Consider the following 17,833-nt stretch of genomic DNA (forward strand, 5'->3'; position numbering starts at 1 on the left):
CATGCTAGGAAGCACTTCCTGTCGGGGTGGTGCCGGTTGCCCCGGCAGGTGCCGCACCGGCTGTTGCCAGTGCGACGGCGGGGGCAAAGTCGTGCGGTTCGGGCAGGTGGGCCGCGGTGATCCTCTTGCGGAAGATCCAGTACGTCCACGCCTGGTAGGCAAGCACGAGCGGCACACCAAATGCAGCCACAATGGACATCAGGCCAAGTGTGTAGCTGGACGAGGAGGCGTTCTCCACCGTCAGGTTCCACAGCGGATCCAGCGTCGACGGCAGCACCACGGGATACACGGCGCTGAAGATGGCGGCGGCACCGGCCAGCAGGAACCCGCCCATGGCCAGGAAGCTGAACCCTTCACGCCCGGCCCTGTTGGCCGCCCACGATGTCACGGCGGCAGCAACAGCCACCGCGATCAGCAGCCAGCTGAACCACTTGCCGTTCTCGAGTGCCACGGCGATGGCCCACACGGCCATGGGCGCCAGGCCCACAGGCATCCACCGGCCCACGAGGCGCCGCGCACGGTGGCGGATGTCGCCGTCGGTCTTCAGTGCAACAAAGGCTGCGGCGTGGATGACGGCGAAGCCGACGATGGCCAGGCCGCCGATGACGGCGTACCAGGTAAACCATGCGAACGCCCCGCCAACGCGGTCGCCGTTCTCGTTCAGCGGCAGCCCGGTGGTGGTCAGGGCGAGCATGGCGCCGATGCCGAAGGCTGCCACGAGCGAGCCGAGCGCGATGGCCCAGTCCCACACCGTGCGCCAGGTGTCGTTGTGCACCTTGCCGCGGTATTCAAAGGCCACGGCGCGGAAGATCAGCCCCAGCAGCACAAAGACCAGCGGGATGTACAGGGCGGAGAAGAGCGATGCATACCAGAACGGGAACGCGGCGAACGTGGCGCCGCCAGCCGTCAGCAGCCAGACTTCGTTGCCGTCCCAGACCGGCCCCACGGTGTTGAGCAGGACACGGCGTTCCTTCTCGCCGCGCGCGAAGGTCTTCATGAGCATGCCTACGCCCAGGTCGAATCCCTCAAGAAACAGGTAGCCGATCCACAGCACGGCAATCAGTATGAACCACAAAGTGGGCAGAAAATCCATCATCAATCCTTAGGAATCCAGCGTGGGGAAGGAAGCGGTGCCGGCCGAATGCCGGCGGGGATGGCGCGGCAGGCGGGCCGGGCGCCGGAGGTGCACGGAATCAATACGCAAACGCAAGCACATCGTCGTCTGCCTCCCCGCCCGGGCCGTTTCCGCCGTCGTCCTTCTTCTTTGTCTGGTCCAGCTCAGGCATGGCCGAGACCACCCCGCCGCGGATGAATTTCGTCAGCAGGACCACCTCCACCACCAGCAGCACGGCATACACCGTGGTCAGCGCCACGAGGGAGAAGATCACCTCACCGGCAGAGACGCCCGGCGAGACGGCTGCGGCAGTGAACATGAAGACCTGGTCGACTCCGGACATCGCCGGGTTGGGTGCCACGACGAACGGCTGGCGGCCCATCTCGGTGAAGATCCAGCCCGCGGCGTTGGCACCGAAGGGTGCCAGGATGCCCACCAGGGCCAGTCGCATGAGGCCCTTGGAGCGCGGCACGGTGCCCTTGCGGGTCAGCCACAGGGCCACTGCGGCGGCCGCGGCGGCGAGCCCGCCGAAGCCGATCATCATGCGGAAGCCCCAGTAGGTGACGGGCATGATCGGGACGTAGTTGATTTCCTGGCCGGCGCGGGCGCCGTACATGGGGTCATCCGGCAAGTGGGTGCCGTACTTTTCCTGGTATTCGGGAATGAGCGTGTTCACGCCCTTGATGTCGGTGGTGAAGTCGTTGTGTGCCAGGAAGGAGAGCAGGCCGGGGATTTCCATGACGGCCACGACGTCGGAGCAGTCGCGGCTGCCGACGTTGCCAATCGAGAGGATGGAGAAGCCGGTGCCGTCGTGGCAGGCTGCCTCGGCGGCGGCCATCTTCATGGGCTGCTGTTCAAACATCAGCTTGCCTGACAGGTCGCCTGAAATTGCGGAGCCGGCAAATGCGATCATGGCCACTACGGCACCGAATCGCAGCGACTTGATCCAGACCGAGTGGTCCTTTTTGTCGCGGCCGGGAATGGTGGCGGATTCGCCAACGACGACACGGCCATTGGCGTCCACGGTGTCAATGCCATCCTTGCGGCGGCGCCACAGGTGGTACCAGGAGATACCCAGCAGGAATCCGCCGGCCACGGCCAGTGCGCCGGTGATGGTGTGGAAGAACGCCACCAGGGCGGTGTTGTTGGTGAACACGGCCCAGGCATCAACCATGACGGGGCGCCCGTCGATCATTTCCACGCCCACGGGGTGCTGCATCCACGAGTTGGCCACGAGGATGAAGTAGGCGGAGACGATGGACCCGGCCACCGCGATCCACAGGCAAGCCAAGTGGACCTTCGCGGGCAGCTTTTTCCAGCCGAAAATCCACAGTCCCAGGAACGTGGACTCCACGAAGAACGCCAGCAGCGCCTCCATGGCCAGTGGCGCGCCGAAGACGTCGCCCACAAAGCGGCTGTACTCGCTCCATGCCATGCCGAACTGGAATTCCTGCACAATGCCCGTGGCCACACCCATGATGAAGTTGATCAGGAACAGCTTGCCCCAGAACTTCGTCATGCGCAGGTACGCCTCGTTGCCCGTCTTGTGCCAGCGCGTCTGCAGAATGGCCACCAAGGTGCCGAGTCCAATGGTCAGCGGCACCATCAGGAAGTGGTACACCGTCACTATCCCGAACTGCCACCTGGCAATTTCAAGAGCTTCCACCAACTACCCCTCATCCATGAATTATTACGGCCCGAGTCAATTTCTACGAACTGTAGAATGTTCTAGTTCTACCCCGTGTAGAACTTCCTTGTCAAAAGCTGTATATTTAGGCATGTACGCATGTTTGGCGTACTGTCTTGTATTTTGATGGCCGCAGTAAAGTAGAGGAATTTTGATGGCGACGCTTGGCGATTTGGAAAGAGCTGTCATGGACCTGCTGTGGGAGCATCAGGAGGCCATTACGGCCAACAACCTGCGGGACCTGCTCTCGCAGCGTGCATCGGAAGGCAACGCGGAGGCACGCCCGCTGGCAGTCACCACCGTCCTGACGGTGCTGTCCCGGCTGGAGAAGAAGGGCTTGGTGGAGCGTGAGCGCTCATCGCGCCCGCACCGCTACCGGGCAGTGACCAGCCGTGAAGAGCACACGGCCGAACTCATGATGGAAGTCCTGGGATCCGCACCCGACCGCGAGGCCGTGCTGGCCCGCTTCATCGGCACCGTCAGCGCAGGCGAGGCGCAGACCCTGCGCAAGCTGCTGGGCCACTCCTGACGGACACCGCGCCACCCCCGGCAGGCAGCCGCCACCGAACCGACGGGACCGCCCGCCACCCGGCAGCACCTCCGCAGCCCAATCCTGCCGGCGAGGCAGGGCGGCAGCGGAGGCGGCCGCCGGGCAATCCTTCAGCTGGAAGCGGTAAGTTGTAAACCATGTTTTGGACCTCCTGGTTCCTCGCCGCCTTGGCCGTGATTCTGGCCTGGCCGGTGCCGGTTTTCCTGTCCCGCGCGGCCTGGCCCGCACGGGCCCCTTTTGCCGCCATGGTGCTGTGGCAGTCCATCGCCCTCGCCGGTGGCCTGTCCATGATCGGCGCCATGCTCTGCTGGGGCCTGTCCACCCTCGGCGGGAACCTGCCCAGCGGGTTGCACGGGCTGCTGGGCATCTTCCTGGGCACGGAATCCCTCGACACATTGGGCATCGTGCACGCCTTTGCCCTGAGCGCCGCGGCCCTACTCACGGCACACCTTCTCTTCACGCTTTGGCTGACATATTTCCGCATAGAACGCCAGCGCCGCAAGCACCGCGACCTCCTGCACCTGCTCAGCTCCCCTTCGCACGACCAGCCGGGAACGCTGGTCCTGAACCACCAGGCCCCGGTGGCCTACTGCCTGCCCGGCGGCTCGCGCTCCGTCACCGTACTGTCGGAAGGCCTGCTGGCGCTGCTCTCCCCCGACGAACTGCGGGCGGTCCTGGTGCACGAACAGACACACTTGGCCCAGCGCCACCACCTGCTCCTGTGGGCCTTTGCAGCTTGGCGCTCGGCACTGCCGTGGCTGCCCACATCAAGGCTGGCCCAGGAGTCGGTCTCCTCGCTCATTGAAATAATGGCCGACGACGTCGCCTTGCGTTCGGTTGACAAGCCCACCCTTGTCACCGCCATCGCCTTGGTGGCCAGCGGCTCGGACCAGCTTCCGGTAGATGCGCTTGTGGCCGGGCATGCGGCACAGATCGACACGCCGACCACCACATCGGCCCGCCTGGGAAAGCTGCTGGGAAACGCCCCCGGGCTGTCCGTGTTCCCCAAACTCTGCGTAATCGCCGCGGCGCTGCTGCTCCTGGCTGCGCCCACGGCACTGCTGGTGGTTCCGGGCATCCTCCCCTGACCGCAGGCATCAGGCGTGCAACTCCCCTGCACCGCCTTGCACGCTGTCGCACCAATGACCATTTTTTAGCCGACGCCAGCGCAGCAACGGTGCATTTCTACCCGACGCCAGCGCAGCAATGACCACTGTCAGCACATCCTTGTCGCAGCGGACAACACCGCGCACCTGGAACCGCTAGCCTACGCGGCCCCGACAATGGCAGGCGCGACGGCGCACATGGATTCACAGGGCGGGCCGCCGCATCAGATTCCACCACCGGCGCAGAGCAATCCACACGTGGTGCGCCGTGTTCTGGCCGTCGAACCACGAGGCGACGCCGTGGCGCCCGCCCCTAGGCGTCGATGCGGTCCTGGTCCAGCTGTTCACTGCCGGCCACGATGAATTCCTTGCGCGGTGCCACATCGGAACCCATGAGCAGCTCAAACGTGTGCTCGGCGCGGTCGGCATCGGCGCTCGTCACCCGGCGCAGGGTGCGGTGGCGCGGGTCCATGGTGGTTTCGGCCAGCTGGTCCGCGTCCATCTCACCCAGGCCCTTGTAACGCTGGATGGGCGTCTTGTGCTTCTTGCCCTGCTTATCCAGCTTGGCAAGAAGAGTGTGCAGTTCCTTTTCCGAGTACGTGTACACCATCTCGTTGGGCTTTGAGCCGGAGTGGATGATCTCCACCCGGTGCAGCGGCGGGACGGCAGCGAAGACCCGCCCGGCGTCGATCATGGGGCGCATGTAGCGGAAGAAGAGCGTCAGTAGGAGGGTGCGGATGTGCGCCCCGTCCACGTCGGCGTCGGTCATGAGAATGACCTTGCCGTAGCGGGCCGACTCAAGGTCGAAGCTGCGCCCGGAACCGGCACCCACCACCTGGATCAGGGCGGCACACTCGGCGTTGGCCAGCATGTCGCCCACCGAGGCCTTTTGCACGTTGAGGATCTTGCCGCGGATGGGCAGCAACGCCTGAAAATCGGAGGACCGCGCCATCTTGGCCGTGCCGAGGGCGCTGTCGCCCTCCACGATGAACAGTTCGCTCTTGGCAACGTCATTGCTGCGGCAGTCTGCCAGTTTTGTGGGCAGCGAGGAACTTTCCAGGGCGTTCTTGCGCCGCTGGGTTTCCTTGTGGACCCGGGCGGAGATGCGCGACTTCATCTCCGACACAACCTTCTCCAGCAGTTGCGCCGACTGTGCCTTCTCGTTGCGCTGCGAGGACTCCAGCTTCGCCTTGAGCTCCTTCTCCACCACCTTGGCAACGATGCCCTTGACCGCGGGGGTGCCCAGGATCTCCTTCGTCTGGCCTTCAAACTGCGGCTCGGCCAGGCGGACGGTCAGCACGGCGGTCAGCCCGGCCATGACGTCGTCCTTCTCGATCTTGTCGTTGCCGGCCTTGAGCTTGCGCGCGTTGGCCTCGATAACCTTGCGGAACGTTTTCAGCAGGGCCTGTTCAAAGCCTTCCTGATGGCGCCCGCCCTTGGGCGTGGCAATGATGTTCACAAAGCTGCGCATCGTGGTGTCGTAGCCCACGCCCCAGCGCAGCGCAATGTCCACCTCGCAGTCGCGTTCGACGGCGGTGCTCTCCAGGTGCCCGGCGCTGTTGAGCACGGGCACCGTCTCGGTGAAGGTGCTGTGCCCCTGCAGCCGCCAGATGTCCGTCACGGCGCCGCCAACGGAGAGGAAGTCAACAAACTCGGACAGGCCGCCGTCGTGGTGGAACACTTCCTCGTGCGTGGCGAACTCCCCGGGCGTGCCGGCCAGCCGGCGCTCATCGACCACCCGGATCTTCAGCCCGGGCACCAGAAAGGAGGTCTGGCGGGCACGGCCCACAAGCTCCTCGTAGGAGAACTTGGCATCGGCCGTGAAAATCTGCCGGTCCGCCCAATAACGGATGCGGGTGCCGGTGACGCCGCGCTTGGTGGTGCCCACAATGTCCAGGCTGGAGGCCTTGGTGAACGGCTCGAACGCGACGTCCGGGCTCAGCGACTTGCCCGAGTCCTTGAAGTGGCCGGGCTCCCCGCGCCTGAAGCTCATCTGGTACGTCTTCCCGCCACGGTCCACCTGGGCGTCCATGCGTGCGGAGAGGGCGTTCACCACGGAGGCGCCCACGCCGTGCAGGCCGCCGGAAGCGGCGTAGGAGCTGCCGCCGAACTTGCCGCCGGCGTGCAGTTTTGTGAGCACAACCTCCAGCCCGGTGAGCCCCGTCTTGGGTTCCACATCGACGGGAATGCCGCGGCCGTCGTCATGCACTTCAACGGAGTTGTCCTTGTGAAGGATGACGGTGATGTTCTGCCCAAAGCCGGCGAGTGCCTCATCGACGGAGTTGTCGATGATTTCCCACAGGCAGTGCATGAGTCCGCGCGAGTCGGTGGAGCCAATGTACATGCCGGGCCGTTTCCGGACCGCCTCCAGGCCCTCCAGCACAGAGAGATGGCGTGCACTGTAATTGGAACTCTCGCGTGCCACGGTGGACATGCTCCTTTGCGGTGGTGGGCAGACAGGTCACTGGCTAGTTTAACGGCATCCCGGACAAAAGGCGGCAACGAGCCTGCGCCGTGACGCGCGCCACCGCACGGATACGCGGTTAGCGAAAGTCGCCCGCGCCATGGAAGCCCAAGCCGTTCGGGGTGGTTGTATAAAGTACAGGAACTAACGAAGGAGGCCATCATGACCACCACAGCCATCAGCAGCCCCCAGCTGACCACCCTTGATCGCTGCGACCGTTGCGGCGCGCAGGCATATGTGCGGGTAGTTTTGGAGTCCTCCGGCGGCGAGCTGCGTTTCTGCGGCCACCACGCCCGCGCGGTCGAGGCCACCCTGCGCCCCCTGGCGTCGGAATGGCTCGACGAGACGGGCCGCCTGCACGAGAAGGCCCCGGTCTCAGTCGACTAGGCCAAGCGCAGCATTTTCGCATGGCGGCGGGCCCCCGGATTTTTCCGGGGGCCCGCCTTTTTTGTGCCTTTTCAAGTACGACGGCGGAGGGTTGCCTTGCGCTGCCGTCGCGCCTGCGCAGGGCCTGCGCAGGCGCGTTGGGAAGCTTTCGCGGCTTAGGCGCCTTGGGCAGATTGGCGGCTAAGGCGCCGCGTGATGTTTCGCGGCCTGGCCCCCTGGACGACCTGGCAGCTAAGGCACCTTAGGAGGAACCGGATGCTTCCGGCGCGGGCAAAGATAGGGCATCGGCCCCATGTTCCCAGGGCCCTGATTCGGAAGAATTGAGACATCAAAGGGGTTCTGGAATCGCCGGGTCTCCACTTGCAAGGAGCACAAGGCAATGTCTGACTTCATGGCTCTCATGACCCAACAACAGACCGAACGCGAACTCGCAGTCAACCTGGAACGCCGCCGGCTTCAACGTGAAGCAGCGGCTGCGGCGAAGGTTCGGCGCACCGCGGACCGCGCCGCAAGTCGGGCCGATGGCCGGATTGCCGCGGCACGGAAAATTCAGGGCCGTCACGCTCAGGGCTGGTGGCACCGGTTGTGGGCCCGGGACTCCCGTACGGCCGAGCCCGCCCGCGGCGGCATCCATGCCAGGTAGGGCGGAAGCCATGCCCGGCAGCGCTGCACGCACGGCAGAATCCAGGCCCGGGAAGGCAGCGCCTGCGGCTGCAATGGACCTCAGTCCGTGGCAGGATTGGAAGATGAACCAACCCCCGGCCAGCGCAGCCATGATCGGGAGGGACGCCGAAATGGCAGCCCTCATGGACTCCTTTGCGGAGGCGCGGCTCAGCAAGCCCCAGGCTGTTGTAATCGGCGGCGAGGCGGGGCTGGGGAAGACCCGCCTGCTGCGCGAGTTCCTGTCGGCCGCATCCCAGGAGGCGCTGGTCGTCACCGGCCAGTGTGTGGACTTGGGCAGCCTGGCCACACCCTATGCACCCCTGACGGGAGTCCTTCGTTCACTGGTGGCGCAGCTGGGGCTGGACGCCGTGGTCGACTTTGCCGGGCCCGGGCGCGACGCACTGGCGCTGCTGCTGCCTGAAGTGGGCGCCGAACCCGACGGCTCCCCCACCGCCAACCGCGTGCTTGAGGCGGTCAGCACTGTCCTGGAACGGGCCAGCGCGAGCAGGCCCGCCGTCGTCGTCATTGAGGACCTGCACTGGGCCGACGACGCCACACTGGCGGTGCTGCGTTTTGTCCTGCGCGCATTCAACGGCGGCCAGTTCCTGCTGGTCATGAGCTACCGCAGCGACGAGATCAACCGCGGACATCCGCTGAGAGAGTTCCTGGCTGAGGCCGAGCGGGGCCGTTTTGCCAAAATCATTCGCCTGGGCCGGCTCGACAAGGACCAGGTACGCCTCCAGGTGGAGGCGATCACCGGCAAGGACGCCGGATACGAGCTGCTGGAGAATGTCTACTCCCGCAGCGAAGGCATTCCATTCTTTGTGGAGGAGCTGTTGGGGCTGGACGACTGCGATGCCAGCGCCGAGCTGCCCGATACCCTCACCGAGCTTTTGCTGGCGCGGTATGAGCGCATGTCCGACGAGGTGCAGTATTTCCTGCGCGTCCTTGCCGCCGGCGGCGTCTGCGTCCCGCATGCCCAGGCACTGGCCGCCTACGACAGGGACGTGCAGGAATTTGAGGAGTCGGCCCGCACGGCACAAAGGGCCAACCTGCTCGGACTGGACGGCGGGTCCTACACGTTCCGCCATGCCCTGGTCCGTGAGGCCATCCATGCCGACCTGTTGCCGGGCGAGCGCACGCGCTTTCACACCCGCTACGCCCAGGCGCTTGAGGCTGCCGGGTCCGGCGGCCTGGACTCGGTCGAAATCGCCTACCACTGGCATGCCGCCAACGCCCAGGAAAAAACCTTCCGTGCCTCGATTGCGGCGGTTGCGGAGGCAGAACGCGGCTACGCCTATTCAACGGCGGCCCGCATGGGTGAGCGGGCCTTGGAACTCTGGGACAGTGTCGCCGGCGCGGAGTCCGTGGCAGGGATGCACCGCTACGCACTCATGGCACGCACGGCGTCGGCCCACAACCAGGCAGGCAACGGTGAACGCTCGCTGGCCATGATCCGGCTCGCCGCTGCCCAGCCAGACGCAGTCGGTGCCGGCCTGGCACGGCTGCTGGCCGACCAAGCCCGGTACTTGGGGTTCAACGCACAGCCAGGTTCGGCCGATTTGCTGCTTCGCGCCCTCTCCCTTGTCCCACGGGGCAGCGATGACCAACTGCGCGCAACCCTGCTCAACCACCTCGCCGCACGTTGCATGCTTGAGGCACGGCTGGAAGATGCCATTCAGGTTTCCAGCGAAGCGCTGGAACTGTCCACGGCAGACGGCGACCGGCAGCAGCAATCCATCGCCGCCAACCTCCGGGGCAGCTCCCGTGCCATGGCAGGCGACGTGGAGGGCTGGCGGCAGGACCTCTCCGTGGCTCGCGAGCTGGCGGAGGGCAACAGCGACGCCATGCTGCGCTACCGCATCAACTACTCGGATGCCCTGAACCAGCTCGGCTTGTACGACGATTCAATAAGCATTGCCGAGGAGGGAATCCGCCAGGCAAGGGCGCTTGGCGTGGAGCGCACCACGGGGGCCATCATGTCGTCCAACGCCGTTGAACCGCTTTTTTCCCGCGGCGACTGGGACAAGGCAAACGAAATCCTGGAACGCAACCTGAAGTTGTCGCCGCCCAGTTCCTTCCGCGCCTACCTGCTGCGGTCCAAGATCTGGTCAACACTGTGGAGCGGCGACACCGAAACGGCGGGCCTGCTGTTTCGCCAGTGGCAGCCGCTGCTGCGGGAGTTGGCCCGGGTTGAGATGCAGTCGCGCACCCCGCTCGCCATGATGGCGGCGGAACTCGCCTGGCGAAATGGCGAGCTGGCCGAGGCGTGGCAGGAGGCGTCATTTGTGTTCAGTGCAGATTTCCGGCGGCTTCCCGGCTACGACCTGCCCCTGCTGGCGGTGGCTGCAAGGATTCTTGCCGCCCTCCGGTCTGCAGGTGCAGCCCCGGACGCCGAGGACGAAACCCGCCTGCGTGCCGTTATGGACGCCGACGCGCCATGGCCCACCCAAGCCGCGTGGGCTGCGCTGTTCGAGGCGGAACTCGGCGGTGGTGACGGGGCTGGGAGTGACCCCGCGCCCTGGCGCCATGCAGCCGAAAAGTGCCAGCTGCTGCCGGCCAACCTGCGATGCTACATATCAATGCGCCTGGGCCAGGCCGAATTCATTTCCGGCAACAGGAAGGGCGCAGTGGCGGCGCTGCAAGAATCAATCCGGGACGCCGAACGGCTCGGCGCGGGCATGGTGCCGGCCCTGGCCCGGGAATTTGCCATCCGCAGCGGCCTCAACCTCGACGGGCAGAGCGCACGCCCCAACACCAACGAGCTGACGGCGCGGGAGGCCCAGGTGCTGGAGCTTGTGGCGGAAGGGCTGAGCAACAAGGACATCGGCTCCCGGCTGTTCATCAGCCCCAAGACCGCCAGTGTCCACGTATCCGCCATCATGAGGAAGTTGAATGCGGGCAGCCGCACAGAGGCGGCGGGTAGGGCCCGCACGGCCCCGAAACGAAACTAACCCGCTGCAACCACCGTGGACCTGGCCATTTGGCCGGGTCCACGGCGGTTGCAGCGGGTTAGTCTTCCGTGCATGCCGCCGGGGATTAGTCCAGGTAGTCGCGCAGCACCTGTGAACGGGACGGGTGGCGCAGCTTGGACATGGTCTTCGATTCGATCTGGCGGATGCGCTCGCGCGTTACGCCGTAGACCTTGCCGATTTCGTCTAAAGTCTTCGGCTGCCCGTCGGTCAGGCCGAAGCGCATCGCGACAACGCCGGCTTCACGTTCGGACAGCGTGTCCAGTACGGAGTGCAGCTGTTCCTGCAGCAGGGTGAAGGACACGGCATCGGCCGGAACAACGGCTTCGGAGTCTTCAATCAAGTCACCGAACTCGGAGTCGCCGTCTTCGCCCAGGGGCGTGTGCAGGGAGATGGGCTCGCGGCCGTATTTCTGGACCTCAACAACCTTTTCCGGGGTCATGTCCAATTCCTTGGCCAATTCCTCGGGCGTGGGTTCGCGGCCCAGGTCCTGGAGCATCTGGCGCTGCACGCGTGCCAGCTTGTTGATGACCTCGACCATGTGCACGGGGATGCGGATGGTGCGGGCCTGGTCGGCCATGGCGCGCGTGATGGCCTGGCGGATCCACCACGTGGCGTACGTGGAGAACTTGAAGCCCTTGGTGTAGTCAAACTTCTCAACGGCACGGATGAGGCCCAGGTTGCCTTCCTGGATCAGGTCAAGGAACAGCATGCCACGGCCGGTGTAGCGCTTGGCCAGTGATACGACCAGGCGCAGGTTGGCTTCCAGCAGGTGGTTCTTGGCACGCTTGCCGTCGTGGACGATGCGCTCGAGATCGCGCTTGAGCTGCGGGTTCATCTTGGCGGAATCCGCCTGCAGCTTCTCGTTGGCGTAGAGGCCTGCCTCAATGCGCAGGGCCAAGTCGACTTCCTGCTCGGCATTGAGCAGCGCAACCTTGCCAATCTGCTTCAGGTAGTCCTTGACGGGGTCGGCGGTGGCACCGGCTGACATGACCTGCTGCACAGGTGCGTCGTCGTCATCGGAGTCCGAGTAGACAAAGCCGGTTCCGGTGGCAACCGGGCGTTCCTTCGCGGTCTCCTCCTGGTCGTCATCGTCGACGGCGGAGTCGGAGGACGTGTCTTCTTCCTCCTCCTTCGGCGCAGCCTTTCCGCGGCGGGCGGGGGCGGCCTTCTTGGCGGCGGGCGCAGCAGCGTCCCCACCGGCGGCCTTGGCGGCCTTGTTGGCGGCAATGGTGGCAGCACGCTTCTGTGCTGGTGTCAGCGGTGCGTCAACTGACGATGCTGGGTCCTCGATCTCCTTGGTTTTGGAGACTTTGCTCTTGGCAGTAGCAGACACAGAAAACCTTTCTTACGGCGGTCTGTGGAGTTACCTTCGGGCAACACCACTATGACCCTGTCAAGTCCGTGATGCTTGGCGCAGCACATTCGCTTGGAGGGTCACAGGGTATAACTCCCGGCACGGCTGCGTTGTTCCCGCAACTGTGGAAGAAAAATCTTCCGGTCCTTTTGTCCAACTCATGAAACTGCATCAACACGGACCCAACCGGGTCTTATGTACCAGTGTCTCATGATTTGCCCCGTGCCTGCTTCACTTCATGCGGCCTGTTCCGTGGTTTCGGGATCATCATCCCGCTGCCCATGCCACGCTGTGGCAGGGTCCTTGGCACAGGCTGCGACGTATCCCACAGACAGCAGCCGGTCCAGGAGCTGCGCCAGACGGTATCCCGGCTGGATTTCGTCGCAGAAGTGGAAGTAGTTGCCGGCCCACGTGCCCCGGCCGCGGCACCACTCGATCCAGCCGAGCAGGCAAAGCACGGGCGCTTTGTCGGCGGAACCCGTTGCACCGGCGAGGAACTGCAGGAGCTGCTCGGCCTTGGCCAGCCTGTTCCAGTCCGGCCCCAGGGGACGGGAACCATGCCCGCCACAGACCTCACCAACCAAGATGTTGCCGTAGTCGGCAGCGGCCCTCATGACCGCTTCATCACTGACGTCCTCAATGGCGGCGTCCCACCCCTCCGCCTGGTTGCCGCCGTACCAGTTGACGGGCGCCTGGAGTGGTGCGTCGTCGGGCCTCAGCGTTCCTGTGGCGGCGGCGCCGGCCATGGCCGAATTGGGACCGGTGGCCATCGCCACGATGACGGCGTCGCGGACGGCCACCGCACCAAGGCTGGCCAGCAGGAACGCCGCCATGGACGCGTCAGGCCGCTTGGGCCACTGATAGAGCGCCATTTCCCAGGCGCCGAGTGTCACGCCGAGCTGGCGGGCTCCGGACCCGGAGTTCTGCAGCGTGTCCCTGAACTGCTCGCCAGCCACTGCCACACTGCGGGCAAAGGACTCATCCGACACAGTGATGAGCGTCTGGATCTGCTCTTGCGGACTTTCCCGCACCAGGCTGCCTCGGTAGATGAATTCCGCGTTGACAAAGCTCTCCCTGATGGAGGCATTGTCCTTGCCCGGCCACGGACAGCAACGTTCGTTGGCGCACTCCAGGCTTCGCCAGAAGTTTGGTCCCACATACCAGGCGTCCTGTACCGGCAGCCTGAACTTTTCGAACGCCTCCCGCAGATCCTCATAGAGGCCCTGCTGCGGCAGGTCGCGGGGCGAATACCAATCGTCAACACCAAAAATGGCGATGAGGCAGCCGTCCGCTTCCCTGTCGCTGGCCAGCTGCGAGGCCGCAACCGCGGCAAAGCCGGCCACATCGTTCATGTCTTCCGGTGGCAGGTCCATGCGCAGGGTGGCCCGAAGCCGCTTGCCGTTCATGCCGATGCACACGATGCTGCGCTCCGGCCAGTACCCCAGAATGTGGGGGATGAATGCCAGGAGATCCTCGCCGGCACTGACTTTGATCTTGTCTATTTGCTTTCCCATGATTCAAGCGTGGCGCGCCACCTTGACGTGGAACAGGCCCGGCCGCCCGAACCGGCAAATCTGTGGATAGCACACGCCCGCATCCGCATGATTGCGTGTTTCGGCATTGACAAAGCGCACCTGTGGATAACCTCGGAGTCCGCGCAGGCCCATGGACAGCCATGGCAGTCCGGGGCGTGTGTGGGCAGTGTGGGCGACCGAGCAGTCCCATTGACAGTGCGGAGAAGGCAGATGCTCCGGTCAGTTCCTGCGTTCCTGGCGTTCCTGCCGCTCCTGGCGCTGTTCGGAGCGGAACTGGCTGCGCCGGCGCCTGTTGTCGGCCAGCGCTACACGGAGCGGGGGCACGCGCTCGCCACGTTCGGCCATGGCCCGTCGAACCTTGCCCCGGGATGCGACGACGCCGGCTATCCCGATGCCGAGCACAATGAATTGGAAGGAAAACGCCACACGGAAGGCGTCGAGCGAATACAGGCCGCCGCTGAAGACGCCGGCCCCGTTGAGCAGGTCCAGGATCAGCCCGACCATGTACATGGTGACGAGTGCGGCAAAGAAGCCGCCCACGTTCACAATGCCTGTGGCGGTGCCGATCCGGTGGGAGGGGTTGAAGGTGCGGGCAAAGTCAAAGGCGATCATGGATGCCGGTCCCCCAATGGCCAGGACCAGCACCAGTAGAACGAGCAGCCACAGCGGCGCCGGGCCGGACGGCAACAGGACGGCGAGCCACACCGCGGTGATGGCAATGGTCACGGCCAGCACCATGGTGGAGCGTCGCAGCGGATGGCGTCCCACCCAGCTGCCCAGGAACGGACCGCAAATGATGCCGACCACCACGAACAGACTCAACAGCACGCTGGCGGTGGCGGGTGTGAGGCCCTCGCCGGAGACCAGGAAGGGGTAGCCCCACGTCAGGACAAAAACGGTGCCGGAGAACTGGGTGGCAAAGTGGCTCCACAAGCCCAGCCGCGTCCCGGGCTGGCGCCAAGCCGTGCCCAGGTCCGTGCCTGTTTCCCGGAAGCTCCTCTTGGTGGTGGCGGCCGGGGCGCCGGGCGGCGCGTTGCGCAACAGCGCCGCCGCAAGCACGCAGGCGAGCAAGCCCAGGGCAGCCAGCCCCACGAAGGCCTGGCTCCAGCCACCATGGTGCAGGACAAAGGCAAAGGGGACGATGCTGATGAGCTGGCCGACCTGCCCCAGCTGCCCCGTCAACTGGGTCAGGACAGGGACGCGGCGGGAAGGGAACCACAGGGGGATGAGCCGGATGACGGCAATAAAGGTCATGGCGTCGCCGGCGCCAACAAAGATCCTGCCCACAACCCCGGCGGGGACGGACTCGGCGGCTGCCAGCTGCAGCTGCCCCACGGCCATCAGCGCGGCACCCGTGGCGATCATGATGCGCGGGCCAAAGCGGTCCACCATCACACCCACCGGAATCTGCAGCCCGGCGTAGACGATGAGCTGGATTACGGTAAAGGCGGACAGCGCCGAGGCCGTGGCGCTGAAACGGTCGGTGGCCGCAAGCCCGGCCACCCCGAAGGACGTCCGCTGGGTGATGGCGACCAGGTAGGCGAAAACGCCGACTCCCCACACCAGCCAGGCGCGCGTACCGTTCACTCGGACCACCGAGCGGCCATGGACGGCTTGGCCCCATCCTCCGGTCCGGGCGCCGCCGACAACTTCGCCCGCGCTGCCATGGACGGTTTGGCCGCCGCCGCCGGCAGGGGCACTGCCAACCGGCTCAGGACCCGGACCCGCCGTGTGTCCCGGCATCCCTGCTGGCCAGATACGCCTCCACGGCTGCACCCAGTTCGTCGGCGCCGGGCAGTTCGTCGTTGTCCCCCGCCAACAGCGACCGGCGGGCCACGCCGTCGGAATGCTCGTCGTACTGCTTTTCCAGGTTCGTCACCACGGTGGCAACCTCGGCGGAACCCTCCACCTGCTCGGTGATCTGGCGCTCCACAGCCCGCCCGGCCTCGCGCAGGCGTTCGCTGGGAAGCATGAGTGAGGCAGCGGCGCCCAGAAACTCAAGGCCGGCGACGGTGGCGGGCGGGTACTCGGCGTCGGACAGGTAGTGCGGGACATGGATGGCGTAGCCCACCACGTTGCGGCCCGCCGCGGCCAGCTTCACCTCCAGGAGGTGTCCGATGGCGGCCGGAATGTCCATGGTGGCCTTCCACGCCGAGATTCCCTCGATGAGGTCCGGCCGGTTGCCGTGGACGGTGGCGCCGATGGGGCGGGTGTGCGGGACAGGCATGGGCACCGAATGCACCCAGGCCACGAGGTTGACGTCAAAGCGCTCAACAAGGCCCAGGACGGCGTGGGAGAACCGTTCCCACTGCAGGTCCGGTTCGCTGCCAGCCAGGAACAGGAAGGGCGTGCCGAGGGCGTCGGCCATCTTGTACAGCACCAGCGACGGCGCCCGGTAGTCGCTCAGGTGGTCCTCAGTGAACGTGATGCGGGGGCGCCGCGAGCGGTAGTCAACCAGCTGGTCGATGTCGAAAACGGCCAGCGGCTCCGCGGGCAGCTGCTCCTTCAGTTCACTGGAAATCTGGGTGACAACGTGGCCGGCGTCGGAAAAACCGGTGAAGGACATGAGCAGGTTGGCACCGCGAAGTTCCTCGTCGGCCGCCAACTCTTCATTGACAACGTAGAGGGAATCCGGGTCTTGGAAAGGGGTGTACTCAGAAATGTTCATGATCTTCCTCGGCAGCTTGCAAACTCTGAACAGCACAACACCGCACGCCGCCCAATCATTCCTCGCCCGCCCCGGCCCATGGCGGGGAGGGCGTGCGCGGCATGCGGGCGGGGTGCGGTGCCGGTGGTTCGCTACGCCTTGACGTTGACCTGCACGAACGGGGGCTTGACCACCGTGACGCCGAGCCGGCGGCCGCGAATGTCCAGGGCCAGTGCATCGCCAAGCTGGACAGCCGGGTCCACCAGGGCCAGAGCCACACCGTTGCCCAAGGTGGGTGAGAAGGTGCCGGAGGTGGTGCGGCCCACAACGGCGCCGTCGGCATCGAGCACGTCGACGTCAGCGCGCGGCACGCCGCGGTCGGTTGCAAGCAGCCCGACGGACTTGCGTGGTGCGCCGTCGGCCTTCTGCCGGGTGAGCGCCTCCTTGCCCCAGAATGCGTCCTTCTTCCAGCCCACTGCCCAGCCCACTCCGGCCTCGACGGCGGTGATCTCCGTGGAGAGCTCGTGGCCGTGGAGGGCGTAGCCCATTTCGGTGCGCAGGGTGTCGCGGGCGCCGAGGCCGGCGGGGCGGCCCCCGGCCTGCTCCACGGCTTCGGCCAGGGCGGCCCAGACCACGGCCGTGTCTGCCCAGGCAGGAACAACCTCGTAGCCGATCTCGCCGGTGTAGCCGGTGCGGCAGACGGTCAGGGCGATGTCCTGCCCGCCAATGCTCACGGTGGCGTCCACGAAGGACATGTAATCGGAGGGCTGCGGCAGGCCCACGGCCGCCATTACGGCGTTGGCCGCCGGGCCCTGGACGGCGAATACGCCGAACTTCCGGTGCAGGTTCTCAATTTCCACTGACGCACCGGCGGATGCCCGTGCGTCCTCGAGCGCTGCGACAACGGCGGTGGTGTTGGCGGCGTTCGGGATCAGGAACAGGTCCTCGTCAGAGCGCAGGTAGGCGATGAGGTCGTCGGTGACCGTGCCTTCCTCCGTCAGGGCGAGCGTGTACTGGGCGCTGCCGGGGGCGATGCGGCCAAGATCGTTGGAGAGGCAGCTGTTGGCGAACGCCACGGCACCGGCGCCGCGAATTTCAGCCTTGCCCAGGTGCGAGACGTCAAACAGGCCCACGGCGGTGCGAACTGCCGTGTGCTCGGCGACCACGCCGCCGCCGTCGTACTGCAGCGGCATCAGCCAGCCGCCAAATTCAGCCATCTTTGCACCATGGTCGACATGCCACTGGTGCAGCGGTCCTTGCAGAAGTTCTGCGCTATTTTCACTCATGGCTCATACGGTACCGCAGGCGGGGCGCCGGGTTCATCCTGCGCCGGGGCCGCCAACGGGCAATG

Annotated in this window: 13 protein-coding genes; 5 read left to right on the top strand and 8 right to left on the bottom strand. The window is 65.6% G+C overall.

The window, feature by feature from the left end:
- Positions 1–4: 4 nt before the first annotated feature.
- Together cydB and JOF48_RS18645 are read right to left on the bottom strand one after the other, a co-directional pair.
- Complete coding sequence (gene cydB, locus JOF48_RS18640) at positions 5–1,093, bottom strand: cytochrome d ubiquinol oxidase subunit II (protein WP_209684774.1); 1,089 nt, start codon at positions 1,091–1,093, stop codon at positions 5–7.
- Positions 1,094–1,193: 100 nt separating this feature from the next.
- Positions 1,194–2,780, bottom strand: coding sequence for a cytochrome ubiquinol oxidase subunit I (locus JOF48_RS18645; protein ID WP_209683538.1), 1,587 nt, complete (start codon positions 2,778–2,780; stop codon positions 1,194–1,196).
- A gap of 175 nt (positions 2,781–2,955) precedes the next feature.
- Here JOF48_RS18645 and JOF48_RS18650 point away from each other — a divergent pair, with 175 nt between their 5' ends.
- Together JOF48_RS18650 and JOF48_RS18655 are read left to right on the top strand one after the other, a co-directional pair.
- Entirely contained in the window at positions 2,956–3,330 is a 375-nt protein-coding gene (locus JOF48_RS18650; RefSeq protein ID WP_209683541.1) for a BlaI/MecI/CopY family transcriptional regulator, read from the top strand.
- Positions 3,331–3,488: 158 nt separating this feature from the next.
- Complete coding sequence (locus tag JOF48_RS18655; RefSeq protein ID WP_209683544.1) at positions 3,489–4,439, top strand: M56 family metallopeptidase; 951 nt, start codon at positions 3,489–3,491, stop codon at positions 4,437–4,439.
- A 331-nt stretch (positions 4,440–4,770) separates the two neighbouring features.
- Here JOF48_RS18655 and JOF48_RS18660 read toward each other — a convergent pair whose 3' ends face one another.
- A complete protein-coding gene (locus tag JOF48_RS18660; protein ID WP_209683548.1) occupies positions 4,771–6,891 on the bottom strand; it encodes a DNA gyrase/topoisomerase IV subunit B in 2,121 nt (706 codons plus the stop codon).
- A gap of 192 nt (positions 6,892–7,083) precedes the next feature.
- Here JOF48_RS18660 and JOF48_RS18665 point away from each other — a divergent pair, with 192 nt between their 5' ends.
- From JOF48_RS18665 to JOF48_RS19935, 3 genes are all read left to right on the top strand, one after another.
- Positions 7,084–7,308, top strand: coding sequence for a DUF7455 domain-containing protein (locus tag JOF48_RS18665; RefSeq protein WP_209683551.1), 225 nt, complete (start codon positions 7,084–7,086; stop codon positions 7,306–7,308).
- A 379-nt stretch (positions 7,309–7,687) separates the two neighbouring features.
- A complete protein-coding gene (locus tag JOF48_RS18670) occupies positions 7,688–7,951 on the top strand; it encodes a hypothetical protein (RefSeq protein ID WP_209683553.1) in 264 nt (87 codons plus the stop codon).
- Positions 7,952–8,054: 103 nt separating this feature from the next.
- A complete protein-coding gene (locus JOF48_RS19935; RefSeq protein WP_209683556.1) occupies positions 8,055–10,925 on the top strand; it encodes a helix-turn-helix transcriptional regulator in 2,871 nt (956 codons plus the stop codon).
- 85 nt (positions 10,926–11,010) lie between these two features.
- On the opposite strand, the gene JOF48_RS18680 is transcribed toward JOF48_RS19935, so the two are convergent.
- From JOF48_RS18680 to gcvT, 5 genes are all read right to left on the bottom strand, one after another.
- Positions 11,011–12,279 carry an RNA polymerase sigma factor gene (locus tag JOF48_RS18680; protein ID WP_209683559.1) on the bottom strand — a complete coding sequence of 423 codons (1,269 nt, stop codon included), beginning with the start codon at positions 12,277–12,279 and terminating at the stop codon, positions 11,011–11,013.
- Positions 12,280–12,536: 257 nt separating this feature from the next.
- Positions 12,537–13,814, bottom strand: coding sequence for a DUF4192 domain-containing protein (locus tag JOF48_RS18685; RefSeq protein WP_209683562.1), 1,278 nt, complete (start codon positions 13,812–13,814; stop codon positions 12,537–12,539).
- Positions 13,815–14,054: 240 nt separating this feature from the next.
- Positions 14,055–15,422, bottom strand: a complete 1,368-nt coding sequence (locus tag JOF48_RS18690) for an MFS transporter (protein ID WP_209683565.1) — start codon at positions 15,420–15,422, stop codon at positions 14,055–14,057.
- A 124-nt stretch (positions 15,423–15,546) separates the two neighbouring features.
- A complete protein-coding gene (locus tag JOF48_RS18695) occupies positions 15,547–16,503 on the bottom strand; it encodes a proteasome assembly chaperone family protein (RefSeq protein ID WP_209683568.1) in 957 nt (318 codons plus the stop codon).
- Between the two features lie 131 nt (positions 16,504–16,634).
- On the bottom strand, positions 16,635–17,768 hold the full coding sequence (gene gcvT, locus JOF48_RS18700) for a glycine cleavage system aminomethyltransferase GcvT (protein ID WP_209683572.1): 1,134 nt from the start codon (positions 17,766–17,768) through the stop codon (positions 16,635–16,637).
- Positions 17,769–17,833: the final 65 nt, after the last annotated feature.

It is taken from the genome of Arthrobacter stackebrandtii, assembly GCF_017876675.1.
Taxonomy (GTDB): Bacteria; Actinomycetota; Actinomycetes; order Actinomycetales; family Micrococcaceae; genus Specibacter; species Specibacter stackebrandtii.

Coding starts and splice junctions, on each gene's coding strand:
- cydB (WP_209684774.1), bottom strand. CDS start 1,093: ATGGATTTTCTGCCCACTTTGTGGTTCATACTGATTGCCGTGCTGTGG.
- JOF48_RS18650 (WP_209683541.1), top strand. CDS start 2,956: ATGGCGACGCTTGGCGATTTGGAAAGAGCTGTCATGGACCTGCTGTGG.
- JOF48_RS18655 (WP_209683544.1), top strand. CDS start 3,489: ATGTTTTGGACCTCCTGGTTCCTCGCCGCCTTGGCCGTGATTCTGGCC.
- JOF48_RS18660 (WP_209683548.1), bottom strand. CDS start 6,891: ATGTCCACCGTGGCACGCGAGAGTTCCAATTACAGTGCACGCCATCTC.
- JOF48_RS18665 (WP_209683551.1), top strand. CDS start 7,084: ATGACCACCACAGCCATCAGCAGCCCCCAGCTGACCACCCTTGATCGC.
- JOF48_RS18670 (WP_209683553.1), top strand. CDS start 7,688: ATGTCTGACTTCATGGCTCTCATGACCCAACAACAGACCGAACGCGAA.
- JOF48_RS19935 (WP_209683556.1), top strand. CDS start 8,055: ATGAACCAACCCCCGGCCAGCGCAGCCATGATCGGGAGGGACGCCGAA.
- JOF48_RS18685 (WP_209683562.1), bottom strand. CDS start 13,814: ATGGGAAAGCAAATAGACAAGATCAAAGTCAGTGCCGGCGAGGATCTC.
- JOF48_RS18695 (WP_209683568.1), bottom strand. CDS start 16,503: ATGAACATTTCTGAGTACACCCCTTTCCAAGACCCGGATTCCCTCTAC.
- gcvT (WP_209683572.1), bottom strand. CDS start 17,768: ATGAGTGAAAATAGCGCAGAACTTCTGCAAGGACCGCTGCACCAGTGG.